Here is a 26,307-nt window from a genome sequence, read left to right as displayed (position 1 = left end):
CTAGGACCGCCAAGATGAACGCAAGATGATGGGCCCCATTAAAATTTCGTAAGGTATTGCCGCCGCCGCGCTGCCCATCCGCGCCCCCGCGCAAGAGCCCGTCCAGCCGGGGAGCAGAGCGAAAGACGGAGACGCAGTCCAGGCCACCGATGAACGGCGCTCATCGCTGCCATCACTGCAACAGGGGTTGATCGTTTCACAGCTTGCGTGAAGGAAAGAAAATCCTTCTCCGGCGGCGTGATGACCGATCTCCTTCCCCTGCTCTTTCCCGGTGTCACGCTCCAGGGCATCGCCATCCTCCTCGTCGCGACGTTTCTCGGCGGGCTGGTGCGCGGCTTCACCGGCTTCGGCTTCGCCATGGTGTTCATGCCGCTCGCCTCGCTCGTGCTCGGCCCCGTCGCGGCGCTCGGGCTGATCTGGGTGATCGACATGCCCTTTGCCCTACCGATCGGATTCAGGGCGGCCAAGCGCGCGGAGTGGGGCGAGGTGATCCCGCTGCTGATCGCCGCGACGCTGACCCTGCCCGTCGGCATCGCCCTGCTGACCTGGCTCGACCAGCAGACCATGCGCTGGATCCTGGCGCTGCTCGTGCTGGCGGCGGTGGGCCTGATGGCCTCGGGCTGGCGCTATCACGGCAAGCCCGGCCTCCCGCTCTCGCTCGGGGTCGGCGCGGCGTCGGGCCTGTGCAATGGCCTCGCCAGCATCGGCGGCATGCCGCTTGCCGTGTTCTGGCTCGGCGCCCAGCGCAACGACCGGCACAAGACCCGCGCCAACCTCCAGACCTATATCGGACTCAGCACCTTCGTCAGCGGGGCGATCCTGGCGCTGAAGGGGATCATCACCCTCACCTCGGCGCTGATGGCACTGCCGCTCTTTGCGATCTACGGCATCGGCCTCTGGCTCGGCACGCATGCCTTCGGCATCGCCTCCGAGCAGACCTTCCGCCGCATCGCCTATCTGACGATATTCCTGAGCGCACTCGTCAGCCTGCCGATCTGGGACGGGCTGATCGGGCGGTAGCAAGGCCGTCATGCTCGGGCTTGCCCCGAGCACGCAGGCAGAACGGCCTCAGCCGCCGAGCTTGGCCATGATGTCGTCGGCGATCTCGAAATTGGCGAAGACGTTCTGGACGTCGTCGTCATTGTCGAGAGCTTCCATCAGCTTCATCATCGAGGCCGCCTTCTCCTCGTCGAGCGGCGCCGTGGTCGTCGGCCGCCAGACCGGCTTGGCCGAAGCCGGCGCGCCGAGCGAAGCTTCGAGAGCCTTGGAGACCTCGTTCAGAGCGTCGAAGGCGCACAGGATGGTGTGGCCGTTCTCGTCGGAGATCACATCGTCGGCGCCGGCCTCGATCGCGGCTTCCATCACCTTGTCGGCGTCGCCCGCCTCCGGCGCATAGCTGATCTCGCCGACGCGGTTGAACATGAAGGAGACCGAATTGCTCTCTCCCATCGCTCCGCCGGACTTGGTGAAATAGGAGCGCACCGCCGAGGCCGTGCGGTTGCGGTTGTCGGTCAGCGCTTCGACGATCACGGCGGTGCCGCCGGGTCCATAGCCCTCGTAGCGGACCTCGTCATAGTTATCGCCCTCGCCACCGAGCGCCTTCTTGATGGCGCGCTCGATATTGTCCTTCGGCATGTTCTCGGCCCGCGCCGCCAGCACGGCCATGCGCAGGCGCGGATTCATGTTCGGGTCGGGCATGCCCAATTTGGCGGCGACGGTGATTTCACGGGCCAGCTTCGAGAACAGCTTGGAGCGCACCGCGTCCTGCTTGCCCTTGCGGTGCATGATGTTCTTGAACTGTGAATGGCCGGCCATACGCCCTGATCTCCGCTGTAATGCGCCGGCCGGCTTATACTCAGCCGGCTCGGCGCGAGGCAAGCGCAGCCGCAGTCTTTCCAGCCTATCCGCTCTTGGCCCCATGCTTAAGCGTTTGTTGGCGAACTGTCCGCAATGTCCCTGTCGGGCCTCAAATGGAATCGAACACAGCGCGCATGACCAACGCCATCGTCGAGCATACGGCGCGCCTGCGGACCTTCCGGATCGACGCCACCGATATCGGCCAGCTGCGGCAGCAGGCGGAATTCGCGCGTCGGCGTCTGCCGACCCTGTTGCCGGAGCTGCACCCGCATTTCGAGGCCTGGCCCGAGATCCTGAGCGCCATGCAGCGCCCGGACGTGCATGAGCTGCGGCTCGCGCACTGGATCAGGCTGGTCTCGGGCGAGTTCGAGGACGGCTATCTGCAATCGGCGCGCGCGCTCGCCAGCATCTTCAACGACAATGGCGTTCCCGCCCATGCCGTCGCGATCTGCCATGCGATCGTCGGCAACGCAATCGGCGCCGAGCTCGGCCTGCTGCGCGACGGCCTCGCCAAGCTCAGCCATGTCTGGCAGGCCAAGGAATACAACCGGCGCATCGCCCTGCGCGCCGCCTTGAACAAGGCTGTGCAGCTCGACCTCGAACTGCTGCTCGAGACCTATGCCCATGTTCAGCGCGAGAGCCGCGAGATTACCCGGCGCGAGATCTCGGCCTTCGAGGTCACGATCCGGGAGGTCGTCGGCGCCGTGACCGGCAGCGCCCGCATCGTCGAGGACATGGCCCATACGATGAACGGGCTCGTCAGGGAGACCGGCGTGCAGGCCGTCGCGGCCGCCCGGGCTTCGGATGAGGCCTCCGACAATGTCGGCAGCGTCGCCAGCGCCACCGAAGAGCTCTCGATCTCCCTCAGCGCGATTTCCGGGGAGGTCGCCAGCGCCACGACCAAGGCTCACCATGCCAGCAATGCGGCACTGCGAACGGAAGCGATCGTCAAGGGCCTGGCGCAGTCGGCGCAGACGATCGGCTCGATCGTCGACCTGATCCGCGATATCGCCGCCCAGACCAATCTGCTGGCACTCAACGCGACCATCGAGGCAGCCCGCGCCGGCGAGGCCGGGCGCGGCTTTGCGGTCGTCGCCCAGGAGGTGAAGCAGCTCTCCGCACGCACCGCCAGGGCGACCGACGAGATCGCGGCCCAGGTGCCGGCCATGCAGGCCGCGACGCAGGAAGCCGTCGAGGCGATCGAGAGCATCGTCGGCTTCGTCGGCGACATGGACCAGACGACACTGACGATCGCGAGCTCCGTCGACGAGCAGCGGGCGGCGACCCAGGAGATCGCGCGCAGCATCAGCTTCGCCTCGCAGGGCACGCAAGAGGTCGCGCAGGCGATCGCCAGCGTCAACGACTCTGCCCAGGCGGCCGGAACCGGCGTCGCCGAGATGCTCGGCCTCGCCCAGACGCTGGCGCAGCGGGCCGGGAGCCTGACCGAAGCCTTCGAGAATCTGAGCAGGCAGAACCGCGTCGCCTGAGCGGAACGCGCCGTACCGGCCTGTCCGGCTCCTTTTGATCCAAAACGAGAAACGCCCGGCCTGAGCCGGGCGTCCTTGTTCTGTGAAAGCCGGAGTATCGGCCTATGGGATCGTCACGCCGCCTTCTTGGCGCCGAAGGTCGGGTCGAGCTCGCCCTTGGCATAGCGCTTGGCCATGTCGGCCAGCGTGATCACGCGCTTGATCTTCGAGGCCTGGCCGGCGGTGTTGAACTCCTCCAGCCGCTTCTTGCAGAGCGCGGTCATCGCCTCCATCGCCGGCTTGAGGTACTTGCGCGGGTCGAACTCGCCGGGGTGCTCGGACAGGATCTTGCGGATCTGGCCGGTCATCGCCATCCGGTTGTCGGTGTCGATGTTGATCTTGCGCACGCCATGCTTGATGCCACGCTGAATCTCCTCGACCGGCACGCCCCAGGTCTGGGGCATCTTGCCGCCGTACTGGTTGATGACGTCCTGCAGGTCCTGCGGCACCGAGGAGGAACCGTGCATGACGAGGTGCATGTTCGGCAGCTTCTTGTGGATCTCCTCGATGACATGCATGGCGAGGATCGCCCCGTCGGGCTTGCGCGTGAACTTATAGGCGCCGTGCGAGGTGCCCATGGCGATGGCGAGCGCATCGACCTTGGTCTCGGCGACGAACTTCACGGCTTCGTCGGGGTTGGTCAGGAGCTGGTCGTGGGAGAGCTTGCCCTCGAAGCCGTGGCCGTCCTCCTTCTCGCCCTCGCCGCTCTCGAGCGAACCGAGCACGCCGAGCTCGCCTTCGACGGAAATGCCGCCGAGATGCGACATCTCGGTGACCTGCTTGGTCACGCCGACATTGTAGTCCCAGTCTCCCGGAGTCTTGCCGTCGGCCTTGAGCGAGCCGTCCATCATCACCGAGGTGAAGCCGGCCTGGATCGCAGTCATACAGGTCGCCGGCTCGTTGCCGTGATCAAGATGCACGCAGACCGGGATGTGCGGATAGATCTCGGTGACCGCGTCCATCATGTGCTTGAGCATGATGTCGTTGGCGTAGGAGCGCGCCCCGCGCGAGGCCTGGACGATCACCGGCGCGTCCGTCGCGTCCGCCGCGGCCATGATCGCGAGCGCCTGCTCCATGTTGTTGATGTTGAAGGCCGGAACGCCGTAGTCGTTCTCGGCGGCATGGTCGAGCAATTGGCGAAGCGTGATGCGGGCCACGATGATCCTCCGGTTGGGCTCTGCTTTATCCGGAGGGTTTAGAATCGAACTGTGGCGGACGCAAAGCGAAACCGGCCAAAAAGTGAATGCGATCAGCGCCCGGGTGCTTTCAGCACCCCGACACGCTCCTCTCGCTCAGCTCTTCCGCAACGCCTCGACGCCCGGCAGCGCCTTGCCTTCCATCCATTCGAGGAAGGCGCCACCGGCGGTCGAGACGTAAGTGAGGTCCTCGGCGACTTCCGCATGGTTCATCGCCGCGACCGTGTCGCCGCCACCGGCGACCGCGACGAGCCTGCCGTCGCGGACGCGCTCCGCCACCGCTTTGGCCACGGCGACCGTCGCCGTGTCGAAGGGCGGCAGCTCGAAGGCGCCGAACGGTCCGTTCCAGACCACGGTCTTCACGGTGTTGAGCTTGAGCACGACCTCGGCGATGCTGAGCGGCCCGGCATCGAGGATCATCTCGTCCGCCCCGACCTCGCCGATCGAAACGACGCGATGGCCCGGATGGGCCTTGAACTCGCGGGCGACCAGCGCATCGACCGGCAGAATGATCTCGCAGCCGGCCGCCTTGGCCTTCGCTTCGATCTCGCGGGCGGTGCCGGCGAGATCGTGCTCGCACAGCGACTTGCCGACATTGACGCCGCGCGCGGCGAGGAAGGTGTTGGCCATGCCGCCGCCGATGACGAGCACATCGACCTTCTGCACGAGGTTCCCCAGCAATTCGAGCTTGGTCGAGACCTTGGCGCCGCCGACGATCGCCATCACCGGCCGGGCCGGGTTGTCGAGACCGGCCGAGAGCGCCTCCAGCTCGGCCTGCATGGTGCGCCCGGCATAGGCCGGCAGCAGATGCGCCAGCCCCTCGGTCGAGGCATGGGCGCGATGGGCGGCCGAGAAGGCGTCGTTGACATAGAGATCGCCATTGGCGGCGAGCGCCTTGACGAACTCGGGATCGTTCTTTTCGTCGCCGGCGTGGAAGCGGGTGTTCTCCAGCAGCAGAATCTCGCCGTTCTTGGCTGCGGCGATCGCCTTCGGCGCCTCCTGGCCGATGCAGTCGCCGACGAAGATCACGGGCTGGCCGAGCGCATGCGCCAGCGCCGGCACGACCTGCCGCAGGCTGTTCTTCTCGTCGCGCCCCTTCGGCCGACCGAAATGCGCCAGCAGGATGACCTTGCCGCCCTTCTGCGCGATCTCGCGGATCGTCGGCAGGATGCGGTCGATCCGGGTGGTGTCGGTGACCCTGCCCTCCTCCATCGGCACGTTGAGATCGACGCGGACGAGGACACGCTTGCCGGCGAGATCGGCGTCGTCGAGGGTGCGGAAAGCAGGCATGGAGGGCGCTCTCTTACAGACGTTGAAACAGACAGGGATAATCCATGACGAGGCCGTCCTCGTCGACCGGCAGCTCGGCGGTGAAACTGCCATCGGCCGTCTCGAACCGGAAGAGCCTCGGCGCAAGGCACGTGTAGATCTGCTCGGTGACGAACGGCTCGAAGCTGTCGAACGGCACGAAGAGCATGGCGATGCGACGCTGCTGGCCCGGCTGCCACGAGCAGCGGCGGATCGGCAGGGTGTTGGTGAAGGGTGTGCCGGATAAATCGATATCGACGCAGGCGTCGAAGGCCGGCAGATGGCCACGCTCGCCGTCATGCCAGGCGCCATCTCGGCGCGTCATCGCGAGACCACGACCATCGGTCGTCGCGATCTCGAAGCAACGCACCGTGAAATCGGCGTCGCAGTCGATCCGATAGCTTGCGCCGAAGCGCCGCCCCTCGCACTCACCGACCAGCGCGGCATCAGCCCGAAAGCCATCCGCCTGCGCGCGCAATGTCAGATGTTCAAGCCCGTCGCCTTCCAGCGCCCGCCAGCGGACACTGCGCCCGTCCGCGAGATCGGCGGCCGGGCGGAAGCTCATCGCGGCAGGATCGGCGGCAGCACGCCGGGAACGCCGCTCTTCAGCACGATCACCGTCAGGATGACGGTCAGAACCGCCGTGACGATGCCGGTGAGCAGCAGCGCACCGAAGCGCGGGGTCGAATTGACGCGCTGGCGCAGGGCCGAGAGCTCCTCGCGCAAGCCGGCGAAGTCCATGGTGCCGGCGGCGAGATCGACCTTCTGGGCGCTGCGCTCCAGCGAGGCCTCGGCGCGGGTCAGCACCGCCTCGTAGCGTGCGAACTTCTCTTCGATCCGGGCCGTCTTGTCCTCGATCCGCGAGAGCTGGTCGAGCTTGCGCGGATCGCTCGGCGCGAGCGACTCGGCCGGCTTCGCCTCGGTCGTCCGCGCTGCAGCGATCTCGGCCATGCTGGGCGCCGGCGGCACGGCGATGGTCTCGACGGTCGACGTGGCGACGGTCGGCTCGATCTTGTTCATTGCGCGGTCCGTTCCTCGGCAGTTTTAGGCGCAGCCGCGCCTGTCCGGCGCGGCTGCGAAGGGAGTGTGCGTCAGATCAGTTTCGCCATGGCGACGGCAGTGTCGCTCATGCGGTTCGAGAAGCCCCACTCGTTGTCGTACCAGGTGAGGATGCGGACGAACTTCTCGTCCAGGACCTTGGTCTGATCGAGCGCGAAGGTCGACGACGCCGGATCGTGGTTGAAGTCGATCGAGACGTTGGGCTGGTCGGTGACGGCGAGGATACCCTTCAGGGCGCCACGCTTGCTCGCCTTGATGATGGCCTCGTTGACTTTCTCGACCGTGGTCTTGCGCTTCGAGATGAACTTGAAGTCGACGACCGAGACATTCGGCGTCGGTACGCGGATCGAGGTGCCGTCAAGCCGGCCCTTGAGCTCGGGGATGACCAGGCCGATCGCCTTGGCAGCGCCGGTCGAGGTCGGGATCATCGACATCGCGGCGGCGCGGCCGCGGTAGAGATCCTTGTGCATCGTATCCAGCGTCGGCTGGTCGCCGGTATAGGCATGGATCGTGGTCATGAAGCCCTTGTCGATGCCGACGGCGTCATGCAGCACCCGGACCACCGGGGCCAGGCAGTTGGTGGTGCAGGAGGCGTTCGAGACGACGATGTGATCCTTGGTCAGGGCCTCGTTGTTGACGCCGAAGACGACCGTCAGGTCAGCACCATCGCAGGGGGCCGAGACCAGCACGCGCTTGGCGCCGGCCGCGAGATGGGCCGCCGCCTTGTCGCGGGTGGTGAAGATGCCGGTGCATTCCAGCGCGATGTCGACGCCGAGCGCCTTGTGCGGGAGATCCTTGGGATCGCGGATCGCGGTCACCTTGATCGGGCCGCGGCCGACGTCGATCGTGTCGCCGGAGACGGTGACCGTGCCGGGGAAGCGGCCATGCACGGAGTCGAAGCGGAAGAGATGCGCATTGGTCTCGACCGGGCCGAGATCGTTGATCGCCACGACCTCGATGTCCTTGCGCTTCGACTCGATGATCGCGCGCAGAACGTTGCGCCCGATACGGCCGAAGCCGTTGATCGCCACCTTGACCGTCATCTCAATCCTCTCCTTCGCCGTTCACCGGCAGGGCCGGGTCATTCACGCGGGCAAATCGGCCAAACCATGGCGGAACGCAAGGGCAGGCCTTAAAAATTTCAAGGAGGTCAGCCGTTGTGGCGCTTGATCGCAACCTCGGCCACCGCCTCCGGCGTGATGCCGAAATGCTTGTAGACCTCCTTGTAGGGACCGCTCGCCCCGAAGGAGGACATGCCGACGAAGCCGCCATCGGCACCGATCACGCCGTCCCAGCCGAAGCGCACGGCGGCCTCGACCGCGATCTTGATCGGGGCATCGCCGATGATCGCAGCCTTGGTCGCTCCGTCCTGCTCCAGCAGCGCCTCGAGCGACGGCACCGAGACGACGCGGGCACGAATGCCCTTGTCAGCCAGGAGTTTGCGGGCCGCGACAGCGATCTCGACCTCGGAGCCCGAGGCGAAGAGCGAGACCTGCGCCTTGCCGCCCTCGGCCGCCAGCAGCTCGTAGCCGCCCTTGGCCGAGCGGTTCGTCGCCGAAGCGTCGGTGCGGACAGGCGCCAGGTTCTGGCGCGACAACGCCAGCACGGTCGGACCATCCGTCCGCTCCAGCGCGATCTGCCAGGCTTCGGTCGTCTCGATTGCATCGGCGGGACGCAGCACGCGCATGTTCGGCATGGCGCGCAAGGATGCGATCTGCTCGACCGGCTGGTGGGTCGGGCCGTCCTCGCCAAGGCCGATCGAATCATGGGTCATGACGTAGACGACCGGCAGCCCCATCAGTGCGGCGAGCCGCATCGACGGGCGGGCATAGTCGGCGAAGACCAGGAAGGTGCCACCGGCGGTGCGGAAGCCGCCATGCAGGGTGATGCCGTTCATCGCCGCGGCCATGCCGTGCTCGCGGATGCCGTAGCGGACATAGCGGCCCTTCGGGGTCTTCGGCGTGAAGTCCTCGAAGCCCTTGGCGCGGGTGTTGTTCGACGGCGTCAGGTCGGCCGAGCCCGAGACCAGCTCCGGCATCACCGGCACGATCACATCGAGCGCCAGCTCCGACGCCTTGCGGGTCGCGACTGTGACCGGGTTCGCAGCCAGCGCCTTCTTGTGTGCGACCAGCGTCTTGGCGAGCTTGGCCGGCACGGTATGAGCCAGGCGGCGCTCGAACTCGCCGCGCTTGCGCTCGGACAGTGCCGCCAGGCGCGTATTCCATTCCTTGCGCTCGGCGAAACCGGTGGCGCCGAAGCCGCGCCAGGCCTTGAGCACATCGGCTGCGACCTCGAACGGCCCGCCGGTGATGCCGAGCGCCTTCTTGGCGGCGGCGAGTTCCTCGGCGCCGAGCGGCTCGCCATGCGCCTTGGAGGTGCCGGCCTTCTTCGGTGCGCCGAAGCCGATCACGGTCTTGCAGGCGATCAGCGTCGGCTTGTTTGACTTCTGGGCGCGGCGGACCGCCGCCTCGATCGCATCGGGATCATGCCCGTCGACGCGTTCGGCCTTCCAGCCGCAGGCCTTGAAGCGGGCGAGCTGGTCGACCGAGTCGGAGATCGAGAGCGGCCCGTCGATCGAGATGCCGTTGTCGTCCCAGAGCACGATCAGCTTGTTGAGCTTCTGATGGCCGGCGAGCGCGATCGCCTCCTGGCTGATGCCTTCCATCAGGTCGCCATCGGAGGCGAGGACATAGGTCCTGTGGTCGACCAGCTTCTTGCCGAACTCGGCGGCGAGCATGCGCTCGGCCATCGCCATGCCGACCGCGGTCGCCAGCCCCTGGCCAAGCGGGCCGGTGGTGGTCTCGACGCCGGCGGTCATGAAGTTCTCGGGATGGCCCGGCGTCTTCGATTCGAGCTGGCGGAACTTCTTGAGGTCGTCGAGCTCCATGCCGGGCGTGCCGGTGAGATAGAGCAGCGCGTAGATCAGCATCGAGCCATGGCCGGCCGAGAGCACGAAGCGATCGCGATCGGGCCAGCGCGGCTCGGCCGCATCGTATTTCAGGATGCGGGTGAAGAGCACGGCCGCGACGTCGGCCGCGCCCATCGGCAGGCCAGGATGGCCGGACTTGGCCTGCTCGACGCCGTCCATGGCGAGGGAGCGGATGGCGTTGGCGAGCCGCTCGTGCTGGGCGCGGTCGATCGCAGGCGTCGTCATGGAATCTCTCCGGCGGAGGCGGAACGAGGCTCGCGCCGAAGCTGGCCGGCGGCGAGCAGCGAACTCTTGAGAAAAAGGTCGCGCGTTCGATAGGCCGCCCGCTCAAGCGGAGTCAATTCGCCTGCAAGGACGCAGATCTCGACTTTTCCCCACGCTTCGATCGGATCGAACCCGTTGAAGCGCTTTCCACGGAGATATTTGTTAAACTAGGCTTCCGAATCGGATGAGCCGGCTTCCCCGGCACGCAAAGGAAGAAGCGTGGCGTCTCCAGCACTGGATCACGCCCTGTCGCGCCTCGAAGGCGCGCTCGGCCAGCTCGAAGCAGCCGCCCGCAGGCGGCTCGAGGTCGAGCGTGGCCGCGCCAATCTCGAAACCGAACTCACCCTGATGCAGGACGATCGTGCCCGCCTCGCCGTCGAACTCGACGGCGCCATGGCGCGGATCGGCCAGGTCGAGGGTGTCGCGCAGGAGGTCGACCGCAAGCTCGACCGCGCCATGACGGCGCTTACCGAAGTGATCGCCCGCGTCGAGGCCCAACCCGACGAAGAAGCCGAGCAGGATGCCTGATGCCCCAGGTCAACGTCACCATTTCCGGCAAGGCCTATCGCATGGCGTGCGGCGAAGGCGAGGAGCCGCATCTGGAGGCGCTCGCCCAGCTCTATGACGGCAAGATCGAGGAAATGCGCCAGGCCTTCGGCGAGATCGGCGACATGCGCCTGCACGTCATGGCGGCGCTGATGGTCGCCGACGAGGTCACCGAGCTGAAGAAGAAGATCGAGACGCTGGAAGGCCGCCTGCAGTCGCTGCAAGGCGATGCCGGCTTCGCCGACCAGCGCGCCGGCGATGTCGAGGAGAGGGCCGCTGCCGCGCTCAATACCGCAGCCGAGCGCATCGAGACCGTGGCGAGAAGCCTGCTGCCTGGGCAGGTGGGCTGAAGCTCGCGAGCGGGCGTAGAAGCGGAATCTGGCTCGATACAAGGCGGATGAGAGTTGCATGCTCCCAAAACGTCTGGACTTGCCCGCATTGCAGATCGTTATCGAAGCCCTGGCCGATATGATCGGGGCGCCCCGTTATTCCCTGCCAAGCTACGGGACCTCGGATCAAACGGGACGCCCTCACATCGAGGTCAACCAAGTCTACCACTATGTCGTCGCCGAGCGTGGCAGCGAGCATAACCGGGACGTAACCGCTGAACTCGATCTCCTGTTGTATTGGGTCTCCAGGACGTGACATCCTTGATGGCGGGCAAGCATGAGCTGGAGCATCGTCGCGCTGGGGAGGATAATCGCCGACTACGCTTCGAAAAACAGCTCGAATTGCTGGCGCGCCTATCCGGTGATTGGGCTGCAAGGCAGCGAGCGGACCAGGCCGCCATCTTGATCCTCCACCCGCTCCAAGACGGTTAGGCTGCCCCGCAAGATGATTGGCATCATCGTGCGCCGCCTTTGCAATTCCTCAATCATGCCTGACTGACGCTTCCGGGTAGAAGCGAATCGATGAAGGCGGCGACGATGGGTGACAGGGTTCGGGTGGCGATTCTCCTCGGCGGCAGGTCTTCCGAGCACGAGGTCTCGCTGATGTCCGCAACCAATGTGGTCAAGGCGATCGACAAGGCGAGATACGACGTCGTGCCGATCCTGATCACCAAGGCTGGCGAATGGCGCGAGCTCGAATTGCAGAACGGCGTGCTGCCCGATCCGATCCCGCAGGACGGCGCCGAGCTCTGCCTGCTGCCGGGCGGGAACGGGCGCCTCCTGCGCCTGCAGGACGGCGCGGCACCGCAGACCTTGCCGAAGATCGACGTGCTCTTCCCGGTGCTGCACGGTCTCGACGGCGAGGACGGATCGGTCCAGGGGCTGGCCCAGGTCGCCGGCATCCCGCTCGCCGGCTGCGGCATCGTCGGCTCGGCCAATGCGCTCGACAAGGACATCGCCAAGCGGCTGCTGCGCGAGGCCGGCCTCGGCGTCGCCCGCTCGCTCACCGTCCGACGCGGCGAGCCGCTGAGCTTCGAGCAGGCCAGCGCCGCGCTCGGCCTGCCGCTCTTCGTCAAGCCGGCCCGGCAGGGCTCTTCGGTCGGCGTCAGCAAGGCGACGGATGCCGAGAGCTTCGCAGCGGCGCTCGCCGAGGCCTTCCGGCACGACAGCGTGGTGCTGGTCGAGGAGTTCATAGCCGGCCGCGAGATCGAGCTCAGTGTATTGGAGCAGGCCGATGGCGAGACCATCGTCTCGCTGCCGGGTGAGATCGTCGCTGCCGCGAGTCACGGCTTCTACACCTATGAGGCCAAGTATCTCGACGAGGACGGCGCCCGCGTCGAGGTTCCGGCTCATCTGCCGGAGGAAACCATCACCAACCTGCAGGAGCTGGCGAAGCGCGCCTTCTACGCGCTCGGCTGCGACGGCATGGCCCGCGTCGACTTCTTCCTGCGCCCGGACGGCAGTGCGCTGGTCAACGAGATCAATACCATCCCCGGCTTCACCGACATCAGCATGTTCCCCAAGGCGCTCGCCGCCAGCGGCGTCGCCTATCCCGACCTGATCGACCGGGTGATCCGCCACGGCATCGCGCGCGGGGCCGGGGCATGACGACGACGGACGTGGTGCTGCTGCGCGACGCGGCGCGAGGCGACGGCGCGGCGGTCTTCGAGATCACGCGACGCTCCGTCGCCGCGCTGGCATCGGGACATTATTCGCCGGAACAGATCGCCGGTTGGATGGGCGAGCGCACGCCGGCCTATTACGAGGCGCTGATCGCCAAGGGCGGCATGGTGGTGGCCGAACGCGCGGGGGCGGTCGTCGGCTTCGTCGACGCCGAGCCCGGCGAGGTGACCCGGCTGTTCCTGCTGCCGGAGGCGGCGGGCACCGGGCTGGGAAGGCGGCTCCTCGATATCGGCATCGAACGGGCGCGCGCCGGGCATTTCGGAGCGATCAGGCTGGAATCCACGGTGAACGCCGAGGGCTTCTACCGGAAGCATGGCTTCCGCAGCATCGGCCGCGGCCATTTCTCGCACGGCCTGGGCGGGCAGCCGATAGAGATCGTCCACATGGAGCTGTAGCGACAATCGCCACTGGCGCTTCACCTGCGCTTTCCCTACATTGTCCCGGCGGGGCTGCCTGGTACGTGCGAGTCATGTATTCCCGGGCCCATACGACTCCCTAGGGAGCTGTCCCTGACCGGGTCCCTGGACCCGGACACACGGCGCCCACCTACTTTGTAGGTGTCCCGGGATCGAAATCTCCACGGCCGAGGTGGCTCCGCACCCCATGACCGACAACGTCTCTCTCGCCCCCTCCCCGCGCAAGGCCGCGCTGCGAGCCGAGGCGCTCGCCCGGCGCGACACCCTCGAACTGGACGATCGCCTGCTCTGGGACGAGGCCATCGTCGCGCGCGTGCTGGAGCTGCCCGGGTTCACTCAGGGACCGGTCTCCGCCTATTGGCCGATGCGCTCGGAGGCCGATCCCCGCCCGATCCTGGAAGCCCTTCACGAGCGCGGCCTGCCGCTCTGCCTGCCGGCGATCGTCGAGAAGCGCATGCATTTCCGGCGCTGGGCACCCTGGGAGCCGATCGTGCCCGGCGGCTTCGGCACGCTGGTGCCGGCTCCCGAGCAGCTGGAGGTGAAGCCCGCCATCCTGATCGTCCCGCTCGCCGCCTTCGACCGGCGCGGCTACCGCATCGGCTATGGCAAGGGCTATTACGACCGCGCCATCACCGAGCTCGAACCGGCCCTGACCGTCGGCATCGCCTATGCGGCGCAGGAGATCGCGGAAGTTCCCGCCGAGCCGCATGACCGCCGCCTCGACTGGGTCGTCACGCAGGACGAGGCGATCCGCTGCGGTTGATTTCGCCGCGGCGATCACGTCATTAGCGGCTGCGCCTTTCCTTCAAGACGCCGCCGTCCTGCCGTGTTTTTTCCCGACCGCACAATCGTACCGCGCGGCCTGGGGAGAGCCGGGACGGCTGTCTTGTGCGGAGATGCGAAATAACGGGCCGTGATGCGCGGCCCAAGCGTTGGATAGTGACATGCGTCTGCTCTTTCTCGGTGACATCGTCGGGCGCGCCGGCCGCCTCGCCGTCCAGGACCGTCTCCCCGGTCTGCGCGAGCGTTGGAAACTCGACTGCGTCGTCATCAATGGCGAGAACTCCGCCGGCGGCTTCGGCATCACCGAGGCGATCTGCGACGAGACGCTCGCTGCCGGCGCCGATGTCGTCACGCTCGGCAACCATTCCTGGGACCAGCGCGAGGCATTGGTCTTCATCGAGCGCCAGCCGCGCCTGATCCGTCCGGCGAACTATCCGCCCGGCACGCCCGGCCGTGGTGCGACCGTGATCGAGGCGAGGAACGGCGCTCGCGTCCTCGTCGTCAACGTCATGGGCCGCCTGTTCATGGACGCGCTCGACGACCCCTTCGCCGCGCTGGAGCGTGAACTCGCCGCCTGCCCGCTCGGGGACGCCGCCGACGCCGTCATCGTCGACGTCCATGCCGAGGCGACCAGCGAGAAGCTCGCCATGGCCTATTATCTCGACGGCCGCGCCAGCCTCGTCGTCGGCACCCACACCCATGTCCCGACCTCGGATACGCGCGTGCTGCCGGCCGGCACCGCCTACCAGACCGATGCCGGCATGTGCGGCGACTACGAGTCGATCCTCGGCATGCAGAAGGAGGAGGCGATCCGCCGCTTCCTGCAGAAGACGCCGGGTTCACGGCTAGAGCCTGCCCTCGGCGAAGGCACGCTGTCCGGCATCGCGGTCGAGACCGACGACCGCACCGGCCTCGCCAAGGCGGCATGGCCGGTGCGCCTGGGCGCCACGCTCGCCGAAACCTGGCCGACCGCCTGGGACGAATAGACCGGCCGATGTCGCAGCTCTTCTCTGCCTTCGTCGCCGTCTTCGTCGGCTACGCGGCTTCGGTCGCGGTGATCCTCGCCGCCGCGCAAGCGGTCGGCGCGACGCCGGGACAGACAGTCTCCTGGCTCGCCGGGCTCGCCATCGCCAAGGGGCTGTCCAGCCTCATCCTGTCCTGGCGGCATCGCATGCCGATCATCTGCGCCTGGTCGACGCCCGGTGCGGCGCTGATCGCGGCGGTGAGCGGCGTCGACATGGCCTCGGCCGTCGGCGCCTTCCTTGCCGCCGCCGTGCTGATGATGGCGACCGCTGCCTTCCGCCCGCTGGGGGCGCTGGTGGAGCGCATCCCGATGAGCCTGGCTGCGGCCATGCTCGCCGGCGTGATCTTCCGCTTCGTTGTCGCCGTCTTCGACGAGATGCGCCTGCAGCCGGCTTTGGTGCTGACGCTGCTCATGGTCTTCCTGCTGGCGCGGTTGTGGAACCCCTTCCTCGGCGTCATCGCGGCGCTCGGCGCGGGGCTCGCCCTCGCCTTCGCCACCGGCACAGCGACACTGCCCGCCGGCCCCGTCGCGCTGACGCATATCGAGCTGATCGTCCCGCATCTCGATCTCACCGCCATCGTCGGCATCGGCATCCCGCTCTATCTCGTCACCATGGCGGCGCAGAACCTGCCGGGCTTTGCCGTGCTGCGCGCCTCCGGCTACCAGCCGCCGACGGCGTCCTGCTTGTTCGTCACCGGGCTGATGTCGTTCCTGACCGCCCCGACCGGCGCCCATATGGTCAACATGGCGGCGATAAGCGCCTCGATCTGCACCGGTGCCGACACTCATCCCGATCCGAAGGAGCGCTGGAAGGCCGGGATCTGGTACGCTTTGCTCTGGCTTGTCGTCGCGGCTACCGCTGGCTTGCTGCTGTCGCTGATCCTCGCCATGCCGAAGGCCCTGATCGTCGCGGTCGCCGGCCTTGGCCTCGTCGGCTCGCTCACCGGCGCACTCAGCCAGGCAATGGGCAGCGACAAGGACCGCTTCGCCGCGGTCGTCACCTTCGCCGTCGCGGCCTCCAGCCTGTCGCTGTTCGGCGTCGGCTCCGCTTTCTGGAGCCTCGTCGCCGGGCTTATGGTCTTGACATTGGACCACGCCGCGGGCCGTTTGCGCGGACGATCATGAACACATCCGCCCCCCGCACCCGCCTTATGCTCGTCACGCCGCCGATCTTGGATCCCGGCGCGCTGTCCTTTCGCCTGATGCAGGCCTTCGCCGGCGGCGATGTCGCCGCCGTGCTGCTGCGGCTCGCGCCCGGCGACGAGCGCAGCCTCACCGAACGGGTCAAGGCCCTGGCCCCGCCGGTGCAGGCGCAGAATGTCGCCCTGGTCGTCGAGGCCTCGGCTCAGGTCGCCAGCCGCGGCGGCGCCGACGGCGTCCATCTGACGGCGGGAGCCGAAGCGGTCGCCGAGGCGCGCTCCAGCCTGAAGCAGGAACGCATCATCGGCGCCGGGGGCTTGCGCTCGCGCCATGACGCCATGGATATCGGCGAGACCGGTGTCGATTACGTCATGTTCGGCGAGCCGCGGCCGGACGGCTCGCTGCCGGCGCTGCCGGCGGTGATCGAGCGCGCCTCCTGGTGGGCCGAGATCTTCGAGACGCCCTGCATCGCCTATTGCCCCGATGCCGAGTCGGTTCCGGCCCTGATCGAGACCGGTGCCGAATTCGTTGCCCTCGGCGAATGGGTCTTCGCCGAGGATGTCGACATCCGCGCCGCAGTCGCGCAGGCGGATGCCGCGATCGCGGCGCAGCACGCCCGCAGGATGGCGCGATGAGGCTTGCGCTCGTAGCGCTCGCCCTGACGTTCGCCCTCCCTGCCACCGCGGCGGAGCCGGACTTCGCCTATGGCGCCTATCAGACCGGACACTACCGGCGCGCCCAGGCGGATGCATTGAAGCGGCTCGAGGCCGATCCGAAGGACGCCGCGGCGATGACGCTGCTCGGCGAGATCTACCGGCAGGGGCTCGGTGTCCGCATCGATCCCAAGGCCGCCGCCGACTGGTATCGCCTGGCAGCCGACAAGGGCGACGTCAACGCGATCTTCGCCCTCGGCATGGCGACTCTGGAAGGTCGTGGCCTGGCGCGCGATCCCAAGGCCGGCGGCGCCCTGCTGGAGAAGGCCGCCGCCGCCGGACATCCCGCCGCCAACTACAATCTCGCCCTTGCCTTGCTCGCCACCGGGCGGCCGCAGGACGACCAGCGCGCCATCGCCTGTCTCAGGATCGCCGCAGCGGCCGATCTCGCCGACGCCCAGCACGCGCTCGGCGTGCTCTACAAGATCGGCCGCGGCGTCGCGCAGGACGACGCCCTGGCGGCCGAATGGATGGGCAAGGCTGCCGCCAACGGGCTGATCGCCGGCGAAGTCGAGTATGCGATCATGCTGTTCAACGGCGACGGCGTCGCCAAGGACGAGCGCGCCGCGGCAAGGCTCTTCATCCGCGCCGCCAACAAGGGCAATGCTATCGCCCAGAACCGGCTGGCCAAGCTCCACCAGTTCGGCCGCGCCGTCCCGCCCGATCTCTCGGAGGCGGCCGCCTGGCACCTCGCCGCGCGCGCCCAGGGCCTTGCCGACGCCACGCTCGACCAGCTGCTGGAGCGGCTTTCGCCCGAGCAGCGCGAGCGCGCCGCGCGCCTCGCCGCCGACCGGATCGAGGCCACGGCCTTGACGACGCCGAGCCAACCGAGCAAGTGACGGCGAAATTCGTGGCGCAACGCTGGCGCCACCCCACCATCGCTCTTTGATAGCCTGTTCTCTTCCGCCGCGCGTCGCGCGCCTCGAGGTTTGTACAATGATCCGCTCCCCCCTGATGACCGTGATGACCGATGCCGTGATGAAGGCGTCGCGTTCGCTGAAGCGCGATTTCGGCGAGGTCGAGAACCTGCAGGTCCTGGCCAAGGGCCCGGGCGATTTCGTCTCCAAGGCCGACCACAAGGCCGAGGAGATCCTGCGCGCGGCGCTGGAGAAGGCGCGGCCCGGCTACGGCTTCGTCATGGAGGAGAGCGGCGTCGTCGCCGGCACCGACGAGAGCAATCGCTGGCATATCGACCCGCTCGACGGCACCCACAACTTCCTGCGCGGCATCCCGCACTGGAACATCTCGGTGGCGCTGGAGCGCGATAACCAGTTCATCGCCGGCGTGATCTACGACGCCGCCAAGGACGAGCTCTTCATCGCCGAGAAGGGCAAGGGCGCCTATGTCAACAACCGCCGCCTGCGTGTCTCCGGCCGGCGCGAATCGGCGGACATGCTGATCGGCATGGGCGTGCCGCATATCGGCAAGGGCGGCCACCCGCTCTTCCTCAAAGAGCTCGGCGCGGTGATGAGCCGCTTCGCCAATGTCCGCCGCATGGGCTCGGCCGCGCTCGACATCGCCTATGTCGCCGCCGGCCRCATGGACGCCTATTGGGAACGCGGCCTCAACACCTGGGATTTCGGCGCCGGCGCCGTGATGGTGCGCGAGGCGGGCGGCACCTTCGGCACGCTCGACGGCAAGCAGCCGACCTCGGCCAAGGATGTGATCTGCGGCAACGAGGCCGGCGAACCGGCGTTGCGCGCAGTCCTCAAGACCGTGCTTTGATTGCGGAAGCCCCGCTTTCTCGCTTGATCCCTGCGTGGCGGGAGGCGACAGTCGCCGCCGCGACGAAACCGGATCGGATGAGCAGGCATGGCCAATGACGAGGCGGCCCCGGAGGTCCCGCCGCTGGAGCCCCCAGCGACGGTCCCCAATCGGCCGCAGACGTTCCGCTTCTCCCGCCCGCTGCGCTATTTCCTCCGCGCGCTGGTCTTCCTCGCGCTGATCGGCTTCCTGATCTTCATCCTGCAGGCGGGCTTGCTCACCGCCTTCATGACCAATCCCGGGCTCAACGGCCTGATCGTCGGGGCGCTCGCGGTCGGCGTGCTGCTGGCCCTGCGCGAGCTCTGGCGCGTCGACAGCGAGGCACGCGCCGCCACTCGCCTCGCCGCAAATCCGGCCGGGGCGACAATCCGGCGCAACCAGGTGATCAGCCCGCTCGCCCCCGTGCTGCCGGCGCTGGAGCAGCGCAACCTCGCTTCCAGCCAGGCAGCGAGCCTGCTCGAATCGATCGCGGTCCGGCTCGACGACGGGCGCGAGGTGCTGCGCTACCTTGCCGGCCTGCTCGTCTTCCTCGGCCTGCTCGGCACCTTCTGGGGCTTGCTCGAGACCGTCTCCTCGGTCGGCAACGTCATCAAGAGCCTGCGCACCGGCGCCGAAGCCGGTGTGCTCTTCGACGAACTCAAGGCGGGCCTTGCCGCTCCGCTCGCCGGCATGGGCCTGTCCTTCTCGTCCTCGCTGTTCGGCATCGCCGGCTCGCTGATCCTCGGCTTCCTCGACCTGCAGGTCGGCCAGGGCCAGCGCCGCTTCCGCAACGAGATCGAGGGCTATCTCGGCACCGCGACGGCGCATTCCGCGACGATCCCGCTGGCGATGTCGGTCGCCGGCCCGACTGTCGCCGGCGACGTCGTGGTCGAGCGCCTCGACAAGCTCCAGGCCGCCATGCAGGACGGCTCCAACAACCGCGCGGCGACGCAGGCGCTGGCCAATCTCGCCGAGGGCATCCAGGGGCTCGTCCAGCACATGCGCTCCGAGCAGCAATTGATCCGTGACTGGGTCGAGGCGCAGGCCGTGCGCGAGAAGGATCTGAAGCGCCTGATCGAGCGCCTCGCCGCCGAGCGGGTGAGCGAGTCATGAGCCTGCCATGGTGCTGCGGCATCGCAGGCGCTGATCGCAGGAAAGGCTGAGCATGGCCCTGTCGCGCTCGCATCGCCGGGAAGAGGTCAATTTCTGGCCGGGCTTCGTCGATGCGCTCTCGACGATGCTGATCGGCATCGTCTTCCTGCTCTCGGTCTTCGTCCTCGGCCAGTTCTTCCTGTCGCAGGAGATCTCCGGCCGCGACACGGTGCTCGACCGGCTCAACCGCCAGATCGCCGAGCTCAGCGACCTGCTCGCCCTCGAGCGGTCGACCGGCAAGGAGGCCAAGGATTCGCTTGCCCTGCTGCAATCCTCGCTCGCCGGCGAGCAGGCCGAGCGCGCCCGTGTCCAGGGCCTGCTCGACGGCGCCGCCCGCACCGACGCGCCGACCCAGCTCGCCGAGACGCAGAAGGCGCTCGACGCCGAAAAGCAGCTCTCCGTCAAGGCGCAGGCCACGGTCGAGCTGGTCAACCAGCAGATCGTCGCCATGCGCCGCCAGCTCGCGGCGCTGGAGGAGGCGATCGCCGCCTCCGAGGCCAAGGACAAGGAATCGCAGGCGCGCATCTCCGAGCTCGGCTCGCGCCTCAATGTCGCCCTGGCCCAGCGCGTGCAGGAGCTGGCGCGCTATCGCTCCGATTTCTTCGGCCGCCTGCGCCAGGTGCTCGGCACAAGGCCCGACATCCGGGTCGTCGGCGACCGCTTCGTCTTCCAGTCGGAAGTGTTCTTCGATGCCGGCCAGGCCGTGCTGAAGCCGGAAGGCCGCGGAGAGCTCGACAAGCTGGGAAGCATCATCGCCGATCTCGGCCGCGAGATGCCGCCGGACCTGCCCTGGATCCTGCGCGTCGACGGCCACACCGACAACCGGCCGATCCGCTCGCCGCAATTCCCCTCGAACTGGAGCCTGTCGACGGCACGCGCCGTCGCCGTGGTCGAATACCTCGTCAGCAAGGGCATCCCGGCAGACCGCATCGCCGCGACCGGATTCGGCGAGTTCCAGCCGCTCGACGTCGCCAACAATGACGACGCCTGGCGCCGCAACCGCAGGATCGAGTTCAAGATCACCGAGCGGTGAGGTGGTAGCGTCCGCCAGGCCGCGCGGGGCACTCTAGCCCTCATCCTGAGGAGCAAGCGCAGCTTGCGTCTCGAAGGATGTTCCAGCTGGTTCGGGAGCCTCCTGAAGCATCCTTCGAGACGCCATTCCTCGCGGAATGGCTCCTCAGGATCAGGGCTCAGAATATTTCGGCGCCCCTCAATGCCGCTGGCGATCCGGATCGGGTTGCCGCGGGTCTCGTCGAAGACCGCTGTCGTGAGCGGGCCGAGATGAACCGGCGGCTGGGTGAAGGCGATGCCGAGACCCGTCTGCGCTGATGCTGGTTGCATGAACTGATCACCACAGGCTGAGCCTGCTCGTCTGGAAAACCTATGCGCGCAAGCCCCGCGAAAAGCTGCGAAGCGCCATGCCTTTGCGATAGGTGCGCGCTCTCGTGTCCGTGCTAGCATGCCGGCTGGTATGGTAGTATACCACACGAAAAATACCGCACACTTGGCGGACAGGGAGCAGCATGATCGATATCCGCATCACCCCCGACAAGAACGAGCTCGGCCGGCAGGCCGCTGCATGCGGCGCCGAGGCGATCCGCGCGGCGCTTACCCGCCATGGCGAGGCGACGATCATCGTCGCCACCGGTGCGAGCCAGTTCGAGATGCTGCAGAACCTCGTCGTGGCCGAGGGCATCGACTGGTCGAAGGTGACCGCCTTCCATCTCGACGAATATGTCGGCCTGCCTGAAAGCCATCCGGCGAGCTTCCGGGGCTATCTCAGGGAGCGCTTCCTCGCCCCGCTCGCCGTCAAGCCGGCCTTCAACTTCGTCAATGGCGAGGGTGATCCCGCCGCCGAGACCAAGCGCCTCAACGGCCTGATCACCGGCCGTCGCATCGATCTCTGCTTTGCCGGTTTCGGCGAGAACTGCCATCTCGCCTTCAACGATCCGCCGGCCGATTTCGACACCGAGGAGCCCTATATCGTCGTCACCCTCGACGAGGCCTGCCGCAACCAGCAATTTGGCGAGGGCTGGTTCGAGAGCCTTGCCGCGGTGCCCGAGCAGGCAATCTCGATGAGCATTCGCCAGATCCTGGAGAGCGAATTGATCATCCTGTCCGTGCCGGACGCCCGCAAGGCGCAGGCGGTGAAGGATGCGCTCGAAGGCGAGATCACCCCGCTGCACCCGGCCTCGATCCTGCAGCGCCACCCCAATACGGTGCTGTTCCTCGATCCGCCGGCCGCCTCGCTGCTGAAGAAGGGCTGAGCGGCGATGCCCGTCTCGCCCGGCCTGGTCGATCTCCAGATCAACGGCTTCGCCGGCGTCGACTTCAACGACCCGGCGATCACCTCGGCCGATCTCGATCGGGCGCTGGAGGCGATGCTCACGACCGGCGTCACGCATTGCCTGCCGACGATCATCACCGCCCACCCGCACGAGCTGATCGAGCGCTTCCAGGCATTGGACAAAGCTGTCGCCGGCAGCAGGCTCGGGCCATTGATGTGCCCGGGCTATCATCTCGAAGGGCCGTTCCTGAACCCGGCGCCGGGCTATCACGGCTGCCATCCGCCGCAGGCGATGACGGCGGCGCGGCCCGAGCTGGTCGCCGAGGTCGAGCGCGGCCTGACGCGGCCGATCCTGATGGTGACGCTCGCTGCCGAGAGCGAGGGCGCGGTCGCGCTGACGAAGGCTTTGGCCGAAGCCGGCAAGATCGTCGCGATCGGCCACTCGGCCGCCGATTTCGCTCAGGTCTCGGCTGCCGCCGATGCGGGCTTGTCGCTCTCGACCCATCTCGGCAATGGCGTGCCGCAGACGTTGCACAAGCTCGCCAACCCGATCTTCGCCCAGCTCGCCGAGGACCGGCTGATGGCGGGCTTCATCGCCGACGGCATCCATATCCATCCCAGGGCGCTCGCCGCGCTGATCCGGGCCAAGGGCTTCGAACGCTCGATCCTGGTCACCGATGCGGTGGTCGCCGCCGCCGCGCCGGTCGGGCACTATCATTTCGCCGGCATGGCCGTCGATCGCATGCCTGATGGTTCGGTCCGGCAGGAGGCTGGCCTGCTCGCCGGCTCGGCGCTCTGCCTTGATGAAGCAGTCCGCAATGTCGTCGCCTGGGGCATCGCGACGCCCGCCCAAGCTTTCGCCATGGCATCCGACCATGCGCTCGCCGCCATCCGGCCGGCGCTTTCGGCGCATGGCCTCGTGCTTGCGAAGGGTGAGGTCGAATGGTCGGATGATCTCTTCGTCCGGCGCGTCCGTCTCGCCGATCAGGAACGCCGCTACGACGCATGAGCGCCACCAAACGGCGCAACAACAAGAGGGGAAGGCAATGACCAAGCATCCTGAGGGTATCGACCGCCGCACCGTGCTCGGCGGCCTGGGCGCACTCGCTGCCGGCGGGCCAGCATTCGCTGCCTCGCCGCCGCTGCCCACCAGCCCGGTCGTGATCAGCGTCATGGATGTCGGCGGCGCGCTGGCGCTGATGCAGAAGGCCTTCGAGGACTACCGCACCGCCAATCCCAAGCTGGTCTCGCGTATCGCCTTCGTGAAGGCCCCTGCCCCCGAGCTCGCCAGCAAGCTCAAGGCGCAGCAGGATGCCGGCAAGGTCGATCTCGACCTGATCCTGACCGGCAGCGACGGCCTCGCCGCCGGCCTCGAGCAGAAGCTCTGGCAGAAGATCCTGCCCGACTTTTCCGACAAATTCCCGAACATCGAGGCCAATTACGAGCCGGCCGCACTCAACCTGCACAAGGCGCAGGGCGACGGCTTCGGCGTCGTCGTCAACTACTATCCCTCCGGCCCGCTGCTCGAATACATGCCCGACCGGGTCAAGACCCCGCCGACCACGGCCGAGGAACTGCTCGCCTGGGCCAAGGCCAATCCGAACAAGTTCATGTATGCGCGCCCGACCAATTCCGGCCCGGGCCGCACCTTCATGATGGGCCTGCCCTACCTCCTCGGCGACAAGGACCCGCAGGACCCGGTCGGCGGCTGGGACAAGACCTGGGCCTATCTGCAGGAGCTCGGCCAGCACATCGAGTACTATCCGGCCGGCACCGGCGCGACGATGAAGGAGTTCGGCGACGGCTCGCGCGACATCATCATCTCGACCACGGGCTGGGACATCAATCCGCGCGCACTCGGCATCGTGCCGAAGGAAGCCAAGATCCAGACGCTGAAGGGCTTCCACTGGGTCTCGGACGCCTTCTTCATGTGCGTGCCCAAGGGCCTGCCGAACGACCGGCTCGCCGTCGTGCTCGACATCATGGCGCATGTCCTGACGCCGAAGATGCAGGCCTATTCCTATGACGAGGGCTACCTCTATCCCGGCCCGGCCGTGAAGAACGTGCCGCTCTCGCTGGCGCCGGAAGCGAGCCAGAAGGTCATCGCCGAGTTCGGCCGGCCGGAATATGCCGACCTCATCGCCAACAACCCGATCGAACTGCCGCTGAAGCCCGACAAGATGGTGGTGGCGTTCCGCAAGTGGGACGAGCTGGTGGGGGCCAAACGGGCGAAGTGAGTCCAGGCGTCATTCTCGGGCGGCGCATCGCGCCGACCCGGGAATCTCTGGACGAGAAGGCACCAGTGGAGACTCCTCCGGCCTGAGATGCTCGGGTCAAGCCCGAGCATGACGGCAGATGGCTGGCGCGCATTGACTTCGCCGCCGCCATGCGCTTTTCATCGGCGCAGAGCGCATGGGGCGCCACCAGTCCGCGGCAAGGGAGCCTGCTCCCACCCATATCCAAGCGACGACATCGCATCATCGCTTTCTTCCGGCCTGTCGAGCGGACATCAGGCTTTCCTCGGAAGGAAGACCCATGTCCGATCCCAGCCGCGAACTCACGTCCCGCTCGACCCTCGAAACGATCCGCCGCCAAGCCAAGCGCTGGCTGAAGGAGATCGAGGCCGGCGATGCAGAGGCCATTGCCCGCTTTCGCAAGCTGATCCCGAACCATGCCGCCGTGCCGAAGCTGCGCGAGGTCCAGCACGCCCTCGCCCGCGACTATGGCCTCTCGAACTGGGCCGCGCTCAAGCAGGAACTCATCGCGCGCGAGGCGGCGGCGCGCGGCCATGCCACGCTCGTCGCGCTGTTCCTGGAGAAATCGGCGGTGCGCTATGGCGTCGGGCCGGGAACGCAGAGTTGGGGCGAGTACGAGGCCGACCGGCCGGCGCGCGGCGCTCTGGCGCAACGCCTGCTCGAACGCCATCCGGACATCGCCCGTGACAGCATCCACGCCGCCGTTGCCGCGCATGATCTCGATGCCGTCAGCGCCTGCCTGCGCAAGGACGCCGCACTCGCGGACAGGCCAAGCGAGTTCGACGGCTGGACGCCACTCGTCCGCCTCGCCTTCACTCGGCTGCCGAACGAAGCCCTGTCGCGCAACGCTGTCTCGATCGCGCAGCTCCTGCTCGACCATGGCGCCGATCCGAACGCGCGGTTCAGCGATGGCACGAACCACTTCACCCCGCTGACCGGCGTCATCGGCGGCGGCGAGGGCAACCAGCCGCCGCACCCGCAGGCGCTGGCGCTGGCGCGGCTGCTGATCGCCCGCGGCGCCGACCCTGTGAATGGCCAGGCGCTCTACAACTCCTCGCTCGGCGCCGACGACGTCATCTGGCTCGACCTCTTCTGGAGCGAGACGGAGAAACGCGGTGAGAGCGGGCGCTGGCGCGAACGGTTACGCGAATTGCCGGCGCCGCCGCTCGACTACCTGCTCGGCAACGCCGTGCCGCGCCAGCCCAAGCGCGCCGCCTGGCTGCTCGCCCATGGCGCCAGCGCCCAGGCGCTCAATGCTTATTCGAAGCAGAGCCTGGTCAAGCAGGCCATGCTCGATGGTCGCAGCGATCTCGTCCGCCTGCTCGTCGACAATGGCGCCAGCCCGGTCGAGCTCGATGGGCAGGAGGCCTTCACTGCTGCCATCGCCCGCGGCGACGAAGCCGAAGCGCGCCAACTACTCGCCGGCAATCCGGACTTCCTAGCCAGCCCGGCGCCGCTGTTTGTCGCGATCAGGCAGGGCAAGCCGGAGATCGCAGCTCTCGCCTTGCGCCTTGGCGTCTCGCCGGATGCAGAGATGCGCGACGGCGTCCGCGCTTTGCACGAGGCGGCAGGGAGCGATGTGATCGAGATCGTCGCACTTTTGGTCGAGGCCGGCGCGCAGATCGATCCGATCGAGCACCGCTATGGCTCGACCCCGCTTGGCTGGGCGCGCCATCAGGGCGCCAGCGCTGCGCAGATCTATCTGGCCTCGCGCAGCAGCGACATCCAGGCCCTGTGCGAAGCCGCCGAGATCGAGCGGCTGGAGGCGCTGTTCGCCAAGGAGCCGGCGCTCGCCAATGCGCCGGCCCGCTCCGGCGAGGCGCCGCTGTTCTGCCTCCCCGATGACGACATCAGCGCCTGCGATCTCGTCGACTTCCTGCTGGCGGCAGGGGCCGATCCGGCTGTGCGCAACGCGGAAGGGCTCACGCCGGCGCAAGTCGCACGCAAGCGAGGCCTGCTGGATGCCGCGGCGCTGATCGACGGCTTCCTTCTCCCCTCGGGGGAGAAGGTCCCGGCAGGGGGATGAGGGCAGCGTGA

27 protein-coding genes and 1 other RNA gene are annotated in these 26,307 nt (G+C 67.5%); 21 read left to right on the top strand and 7 right to left on the bottom strand.

What is annotated here, in order from left to right; genetic code table 11:
* The first annotated feature begins 240 nt into the window (after window positions 1-240).
* Complete coding sequence (locus AC1DS0_RS05920) at window positions 241-1,020, top strand: sulfite exporter TauE/SafE family protein (RefSeq protein ID WP_476813448.1); 780 nt, start codon at window positions 241-243, stop codon at window positions 1,018-1,020.
* A 48-nt stretch (window positions 1,021-1,068) separates the two neighbouring features.
* Here AC1DS0_RS05920 and AC1DS0_RS05915 read toward each other — a convergent pair whose 3' ends face one another.
* The gene (locus AC1DS0_RS05915) at window positions 1,069-1,815 is read right to left on the bottom strand and encodes a YebC/PmpR family DNA-binding transcriptional regulator (protein ID WP_152012225.1); all 747 of its coding nucleotides are present in this window, start codon (window positions 1,813-1,815) and stop codon (window positions 1,069-1,071) included.
* Window positions 1,816-1,991: 176 nt separating this feature from the next.
* On the opposite strand from AC1DS0_RS05915, the gene AC1DS0_RS05910 reads away from it, so the two are divergent.
* Window positions 1,992-3,344, top strand: coding sequence for a methyl-accepting chemotaxis protein (locus AC1DS0_RS05910; protein WP_476813447.1), 1,353 nt, complete (start codon window positions 1,992-1,994; stop codon window positions 3,342-3,344).
* Between the two features lie 113 nt (window positions 3,345-3,457).
* Here the strand turns inward: AC1DS0_RS05910 and fba are convergent, their stop codons facing one another.
* The 6 genes from fba to tkt form a co-directional block, all read right to left on the bottom strand.
* Entirely contained in the window at window positions 3,458-4,540 is a 1,083-nt protein-coding gene (gene fba / locus AC1DS0_RS05905) for a class II fructose-bisphosphate aldolase (RefSeq protein ID WP_476813446.1), read from the bottom strand.
* 135 nt (window positions 4,541-4,675) lie between these two features.
* A complete protein-coding gene (locus AC1DS0_RS05900) occupies window positions 4,676-5,869 on the bottom strand; it encodes a phosphoglycerate kinase (protein WP_476813445.1) in 1,194 nt (397 codons plus the stop codon).
* Window positions 5,870-5,882: 13 nt separating this feature from the next.
* Window positions 5,883-6,452, bottom strand: coding sequence for a putative glycolipid-binding domain-containing protein (locus tag AC1DS0_RS05895; RefSeq protein ID WP_476813444.1), 570 nt, complete (start codon window positions 6,450-6,452; stop codon window positions 5,883-5,885).
* Window positions 6,449-6,907, bottom strand: a complete 459-nt coding sequence (locus AC1DS0_RS05890; RefSeq protein WP_476813443.1) for a hypothetical protein — start codon at window positions 6,905-6,907, stop codon at window positions 6,449-6,451. The genes AC1DS0_RS05895 and AC1DS0_RS05890 overlap by 4 nt, the downstream gene beginning before the upstream one ends.
* 71 nt (window positions 6,908-6,978) lie before the next feature.
* Window positions 6,979-7,989, bottom strand: coding sequence for a type I glyceraldehyde-3-phosphate dehydrogenase (gene gap / locus AC1DS0_RS05885; RefSeq protein WP_476813442.1), 1,011 nt, complete (start codon window positions 7,987-7,989; stop codon window positions 6,979-6,981).
* A gap of 107 nt (window positions 7,990-8,096) precedes the next feature.
* Window positions 8,097-10,100 carry a transketolase gene (tkt, locus tag AC1DS0_RS05880; RefSeq protein ID WP_476813441.1) on the bottom strand — a complete coding sequence of 668 codons (2,004 nt, stop codon included), beginning with the start codon at window positions 10,098-10,100 and terminating at the stop codon, window positions 8,097-8,099.
* Window positions 10,101-10,358: 258 nt separating this feature from the next.
* On the opposite strand from tkt, the gene AC1DS0_RS05875 reads away from it, so the two are divergent.
* The 19 genes from AC1DS0_RS05875 (at window position 10,359) to AC1DS0_RS05785 (ending at window position 26,296) form a co-directional block, all read left to right on the top strand.
* Window positions 10,359-10,667 carry a DUF4164 family protein gene (locus AC1DS0_RS05875; RefSeq protein ID WP_476813440.1) on the top strand — a complete coding sequence of 103 codons (309 nt, stop codon included), beginning with the start codon at window positions 10,359-10,361 and terminating at the stop codon, window positions 10,665-10,667.
* A complete protein-coding gene (locus AC1DS0_RS05870; protein ID WP_152012217.1) occupies window positions 10,667-11,035 on the top strand; it encodes a cell division protein ZapA in 369 nt (122 codons plus the stop codon). Before AC1DS0_RS05875 ends, AC1DS0_RS05870 begins: the two co-directional genes overlap by 1 nt.
* 291 nt (window positions 11,036-11,326) lie before the next feature.
* Window positions 11,327-11,506, top strand: coding sequence for an Imm63 family immunity protein (locus AC1DS0_RS05865; RefSeq protein ID WP_476813439.1), 180 nt, complete (start codon window positions 11,327-11,329; stop codon window positions 11,504-11,506).
* A gap of 90 nt (window positions 11,507-11,596) precedes the next feature.
* Complete coding sequence (locus tag AC1DS0_RS05860) at window positions 11,597-12,682, top strand: D-alanine--D-alanine ligase family protein (RefSeq protein ID WP_476813438.1); 1,086 nt, start codon at window positions 11,597-11,599, stop codon at window positions 12,680-12,682.
* Entirely contained in the window at window positions 12,679-13,152 is a 474-nt protein-coding gene (locus AC1DS0_RS05855; protein ID WP_476813437.1) for a GNAT family N-acetyltransferase, read from the top strand. The genes AC1DS0_RS05860 and AC1DS0_RS05855 overlap by 4 nt, the downstream gene beginning before the upstream one ends.
* A gap of 48 nt (window positions 13,153-13,200) precedes the next feature.
* A non-coding RNA gene (ssrS, locus tag AC1DS0_RS05850) (6S RNA) lies at window positions 13,201-13,356 on the top strand.
* 4 nt (window positions 13,357-13,360) lie between these two features.
* Entirely contained in the window at window positions 13,361-13,936 is a 576-nt protein-coding gene (locus AC1DS0_RS05845; protein ID WP_476813436.1) for a 5-formyltetrahydrofolate cyclo-ligase, read from the top strand.
* Between the two features lie 181 nt (window positions 13,937-14,117).
* Complete coding sequence (locus tag AC1DS0_RS05840; protein WP_152012214.1) at window positions 14,118-14,942, top strand: TIGR00282 family metallophosphoesterase; 825 nt, start codon at window positions 14,118-14,120, stop codon at window positions 14,940-14,942.
* Between the two features lie 8 nt (window positions 14,943-14,950).
* Complete coding sequence (locus AC1DS0_RS05835) at window positions 14,951-16,105, top strand: benzoate/H(+) symporter BenE family transporter (protein WP_476813435.1); 1,155 nt, start codon at window positions 14,951-14,953, stop codon at window positions 16,103-16,105.
* Window positions 16,102-16,755: a thiamine phosphate synthase gene (locus AC1DS0_RS05830; protein ID WP_476813434.1), complete on the top strand. Its 654-nt coding sequence runs from the start codon at window positions 16,102-16,104 to the stop codon at window positions 16,753-16,755. The genes AC1DS0_RS05835 and AC1DS0_RS05830 overlap by 4 nt, the downstream gene beginning before the upstream one ends.
* The gene (locus AC1DS0_RS05825) at window positions 16,752-17,672 is read left to right on the top strand and encodes a tetratricopeptide repeat protein (RefSeq protein ID WP_476813433.1); all 921 of its coding nucleotides are present in this window, start codon (window positions 16,752-16,754) and stop codon (window positions 17,670-17,672) included. Before AC1DS0_RS05830 ends, AC1DS0_RS05825 begins: the two co-directional genes overlap by 4 nt.
* 97 nt (window positions 17,673-17,769) lie before the next feature.
* Entirely contained in the window at window positions 17,770-18,558 is a 789-nt protein-coding gene (locus AC1DS0_RS05820; protein WP_476813432.1) for an inositol monophosphatase family protein, read from the top strand.
* A gap of 87 nt (window positions 18,559-18,645) precedes the next feature.
* Entirely contained in the window at window positions 18,646-19,689 is a 1,044-nt protein-coding gene (locus AC1DS0_RS05815; protein WP_476813431.1) for a flagellar motor protein MotA, read from the top strand.
* Window positions 19,690-19,741: 52 nt separating this feature from the next.
* Complete coding sequence (locus AC1DS0_RS05810) at window positions 19,742-20,761, top strand: peptidoglycan -binding protein (protein ID WP_476813430.1); 1,020 nt, start codon at window positions 19,742-19,744, stop codon at window positions 20,759-20,761.
* A 77-nt stretch (window positions 20,762-20,838) separates the two neighbouring features.
* The gene (locus tag AC1DS0_RS05805; protein WP_476813429.1) at window positions 20,839-21,057 is read left to right on the top strand and encodes a hypothetical protein; all 219 of its coding nucleotides are present in this window, start codon (window positions 20,839-20,841) and stop codon (window positions 21,055-21,057) included.
* A gap of 194 nt (window positions 21,058-21,251) precedes the next feature.
* Complete coding sequence (locus AC1DS0_RS05800; RefSeq protein ID WP_476813428.1) at window positions 21,252-21,995, top strand: glucosamine-6-phosphate deaminase; 744 nt, start codon at window positions 21,252-21,254, stop codon at window positions 21,993-21,995.
* A gap of 6 nt (window positions 21,996-22,001) precedes the next feature.
* On the top strand, window positions 22,002-23,024 hold the full coding sequence (locus AC1DS0_RS05795; RefSeq protein WP_476813427.1) for an N-acetylglucosamine-6-phosphate deacetylase: 1,023 nt from the start codon (window positions 22,002-22,004) through the stop codon (window positions 23,022-23,024).
* Window positions 23,025-23,061: 37 nt separating this feature from the next.
* The gene (locus AC1DS0_RS05790) at window positions 23,062-24,252 is read left to right on the top strand and encodes an ABC transporter substrate-binding protein (protein ID WP_476813426.1); all 1,191 of its coding nucleotides are present in this window, start codon (window positions 23,062-23,064) and stop codon (window positions 24,250-24,252) included.
* 298 nt (window positions 24,253-24,550) lie between these two features.
* Window positions 24,551-26,296 (top strand): ankyrin repeat domain-containing protein, encoded by a 1,746-nt coding sequence (locus AC1DS0_RS05785; RefSeq protein ID WP_476813425.1) that lies wholly within the window; start codon window positions 24,551-24,553, stop codon window positions 26,294-26,296.
* Window positions 26,297-26,307 lie beyond the last annotated feature (11 nt).

Source organism: Allobosea sp. P4_H5, from assembly GCF_056400825.1.
This window is presented reverse-complemented; position numbering and strand designations above follow the sequence as displayed.